Here is a 3,383-nt window from a genome sequence, read left to right as displayed (position 1 = left end):
TCGCTCTTCCTACTGCCCCAACTTTGCAACAGCATCACCATCTCCCTCAACAGCACCGATATGGGTATCCGTTACCTGGTTGCCCGACGGGCGGGGTAAGTGGTGCGCAACAGTGTGGCGCAACGCCGCCTGCAGCGGGGCTGGTCGCAGGTCAGGCTCGCGGAGCTGCTGGGGGTGTCCCGGCAGACAGTCATCTCCATTGAGAAGGGGCGTTTTGATCCCGCGCTACCTCTGGCGTTTCGTCTCGCCGGTGTCTTCGACTGTGCGATTGAGGATCTGTTCACCCCGGAGGGCTAGGGTGCCCGTGGGGTAAGCCTCCGTGCGCGATGATGGTGGGTCGGGGAGTCGAAACGGTCTGATCACGTTGACTCACCACACTGCCTGAGAGGGGGCTACCTGGGCGGTGATGATTGCTGCCCCACTGCGTAGTGGCATCTGGTGGGGGTGTGCTGGTATGGGGTGGGTGTGGGCGGTCAGGAATCGAGAACCCGGGTGCTGCGAAATCCGCGGGCGGTGAGGTAGACGATGAGCGCACTGGCGGCCACGGTGGTGGAGAAAATGAGGGCGAGGACGGGCAGTGCCCATTCGTGCAGGAGCATGAGGCAGGGGGCTGTCAACAGGGACGGTGCGATCGCGAGGAGTCGGATGGGTCCGCCGTTCATCCCTGCCCGCGATTCCAGGCTGCGTGGATACAGTAGTGCCCCGAACAGGGTGGCGGTTGCCGACCAGATGCCCAGCGACAGGGGGAGGATGAGTAGTGTGGCCACGAATGGGAAGGTCACTGATACGGATATGCCCGTGGTCAGCGCCACGAGAATGGTTGCGGTGGTGAATCCGGTGGCTGCCATGGCCCAGGAGGCGGTGGTGAGGATCAGGCTGGCGCCCAGGTAGGACTGGAAGAGGCGACGGCGTGGGATCGGCCCGGCCAAAAGGACTTCGATGCCGCCGCCGTGGATGTCATCGGCGACGACTCCCGGGAGAGTCAGTGTCGCGACGATTCCGACCAGGGCGCCCAGCAGGACCGGTGTCATGATCAGCAGGTAGGAGGCGCTCGGCTGGACCTCGCCCAGGCTGTCGCGGACGGTGGCGAGGTGGAGTGCCTGGTTCGGGATCATGGTCTCCATGCCGGGCATCATGTCGACGTTGCCGGCTCCGAGGAGGGCAAGTATCCCGATGCCGGCTCCGACCAGTGCGGAAAGCCAGAGTGTCATGCCGCCCTGCTGGATCCACGCCCGCTTCGCGAACGCCTGAACCTGATGAGGTGTGGCGGTGGTGGCTCGGGTCATGATGATGCTCCTAGTGACTGCAGGATCTGCGTCTCGGTGATGGCAGTGCCGTCGCTGCCCAGTGTCAGCACGTCACGTCCATCGACGATGAGGAAACGGGAGGCGAGTTCCAGCGCCTCCGGGACACTGTGGGTGGAGTAGAGCACCGTCCGGGTTGTGCCCCACTCGTGCAGGAGTGCGCGGGTCTCAGCGGCATAGACCGGGTCGAGGCCCGTCAGGGGCTCGTCGAGCACCACAAACTCTGGATCTGTCATCGCCAATCGTGCGAGATCCACGCGTTGACGCTGCCCGCGGCTGAGCGCGGACACGCGCTTGTCGAGGATCGGTTCAAGATCGAAACGTCCGATCAACTCCGCCTCTGCTATCAGGGGTATCTGCGGAAGACTGGCGTTGATCGTGCGCCAGAACGACAGGTTCTGCGCGACACTGAGCCCGGAAGACAGGGCGGATTTATGTCCGAGATAACCGACCCGGGACCGTACCGCGGCCCCGTCCACCACCTGTTCACCCAGCACGATGCAACGTCCTGACAGTGGGGGGATGATGCCGCAGAGGGTGCGCATGAGGGTGGTCTTGCCCGACCCATTGCGCCCCAGCAGGGCGGTGATGCCTGGGTGGAGTCGGAGCTGGAGGGGGCCCAGGACTGCGGTGTCGTCGTATCCTGCGATCATATCGTCGGCCCGGGCGGTGAAATGATCGCTGCCTTCTGGGGTCATGGTGTCGTCCTTTCGACTGGGCGGGGAATCATAATGGTCGTCAGTGCGCGGCGGCGCCGGTTATGGCCGGCGGTGTTGGCCATCAGGGGGCGAAGCGCTGTCATAACCGCCTGCGAAAAGACCTCGACTTCGGTATCGGTCGCCCAGAAATCCGCCTGCGCGAAGCTCACCTGATCTTTGGCCAGATTGGGCACACCCTGGTCAAGATAGTCCTCGAAATCGCGGATCACCCCGGAGGCGAACACGGTGAACGCCGCCAGGATCTCTTCGGGGGTCAATGAGGCTAGTTCGTCTGCCGTGGGGTTGGTGAGTTCTTCGGCCACCTTGTAGGTCTTTTCGCTTGTGCCTCTGACTGATCGTTCCTCCACCACTTCAATGAGGCCGTGGTCGACGAGATGGGCGATGTGTCGGTAAAGGGTTGCGATGGGAACATTAGGGAGTCGGTCGTGGAGCTGGCGGGTGGTGGATCCGTCGGTGGCGAGCAGTGTCTGGACGATGCGGAGGCGAACAGGGTGGAGAAGCGCGGAGGAGGTGGCCATACCCTAATGATATCAGTATCAATAATGATAGGCAAAGATTAGGCGGTCTCAATGTCACTTTAGTGGTCTTAACCACCGGTGACGTAGCCTAGAATAAATAACGTGTTAAGTGACAGGCCGGGCATTTCTTCGCCTGCGGGAACGGCAATCACCCCCTTTGTCACGTAAACGATCGTATAAGTGATGGCAAGAAGCTATGGCACTGATTGGTTTTATGCGGGTCTCGAAGTCGGACGGATCGCAGACCACCGATCTGCAACGCGACGCCCTCATTGCGGCCGGGGTGGATCCCGACCTTCTCTATGAGGACCGGGCGTCGGGCAAGAAGGGGGACCGCCCGCAGCTCGATGCGTGTCTCAAGGAGCTGCGTCCCGGCGACACTTTGCGGTGCTGTTGCAAAGTTGGGCCAGGGTCGAAAAGCCCAACCTCAAGACATTAGCTGTCCTTGCTCCGGGGTGCTTAAGCTGTCTCGAATATCCGGCTGACGATCACCGTGTCTGGGTTCGGGTGCCCGTAGGCAAACATCGTTCCCTGGCCTTTCCGTAATGAATGCATCGCTTCCATCCCTTTCAACGTCCGGTAGGCGGAAATTCGGTTTTTGAACGCTACCTTCGGCCCCAGGATTCCTTTAAGTCGGCCATGATCTCCCTCGATAACGTTGTTCAGGTATTTCACCTGCCGGTGCTCCACCGTCTGAGGGCAGATTCCCTCCGCCTTCAGCTCGGATATTGCCTTGGCCAGAGCTGGTGCCTTGTCGGTGTTGATGACCCGCGGGAACCCGGTTATCGTGTTCGACCTCAGGGTCTTGGCCAGGAAACGCTTCGCTGCGGCGACATTACGCT

At 61.5% G+C, this 3,383-nt stretch carries 6 protein-coding genes; 2 read left to right on the top strand and 4 right to left on the bottom strand.

Annotation, left to right across the window (positions count from 1 at the left end):
- Nucleotides 1-114 precede the first annotated feature (114 nt).
- The gene (locus HMPREF2129_RS10405; RefSeq protein ID WP_408605844.1) at nucleotides 115-297 is read left to right on the top strand and encodes a helix-turn-helix transcriptional regulator; all 183 of its coding nucleotides are present in this window, start codon (nucleotides 115-117) and stop codon (nucleotides 295-297) included.
- Nucleotides 298-473: 176 nt separating this feature from the next.
- On the opposite strand, the gene HMPREF2129_RS10400 is transcribed toward HMPREF2129_RS10405, so the two are convergent.
- The 3 genes from HMPREF2129_RS10400 to HMPREF2129_RS10390 form a co-directional block, all read right to left on the bottom strand.
- Nucleotides 474-1,211 carry a hypothetical protein gene (locus HMPREF2129_RS10400; protein ID WP_156959286.1) on the bottom strand — a complete coding sequence of 246 codons (738 nt, stop codon included), beginning with the start codon at nucleotides 1,209-1,211 and terminating at the stop codon, nucleotides 474-476.
- Nucleotides 1,212-1,282: 71 nt separating this feature from the next.
- On the bottom strand, nucleotides 1,283-1,957 hold the full coding sequence (locus HMPREF2129_RS10395; RefSeq protein WP_198021550.1) for an ATP-binding cassette domain-containing protein: 675 nt from the start codon (nucleotides 1,955-1,957) through the stop codon (nucleotides 1,283-1,285).
- A gap of 41 nt (nucleotides 1,958-1,998) precedes the next feature.
- Nucleotides 1,999-2,541, bottom strand: coding sequence for a helix-turn-helix domain-containing protein (locus HMPREF2129_RS10390; protein ID WP_034666362.1), 543 nt, complete (start codon nucleotides 2,539-2,541; stop codon nucleotides 1,999-2,001).
- A gap of 196 nt (nucleotides 2,542-2,737) precedes the next feature.
- Between HMPREF2129_RS10390 and HMPREF2129_RS10385 the strand changes: the two genes are divergently transcribed.
- The gene (locus HMPREF2129_RS10385; protein ID WP_034666360.1) at nucleotides 2,738-2,980 is read left to right on the top strand and encodes a recombinase family protein; all 243 of its coding nucleotides are present in this window, start codon (nucleotides 2,738-2,740) and stop codon (nucleotides 2,978-2,980) included.
- A 20-nt stretch (nucleotides 2,981-3,000) separates the two neighbouring features.
- Here the strand turns inward: HMPREF2129_RS10385 and HMPREF2129_RS10380 are convergent.
- The coding region (locus HMPREF2129_RS10380) for a DDE-type integrase/transposase/recombinase (RefSeq protein ID WP_034666358.1) at nucleotides 3,001-3,383 on the bottom strand (383 nt) is incomplete at its 5' end.

Source organism: Corynebacterium tuscaniense DNF00037 (assembly GCF_000759055.1).
GTDB lineage: Bacteria > Actinomycetota > Actinomycetes > Mycobacteriales > Mycobacteriaceae > Corynebacterium > Corynebacterium tuscaniense.
Note: the sequence above shows the minus strand (reverse complement) of the source record. Positions and strands in the feature narration are given on the sequence as shown.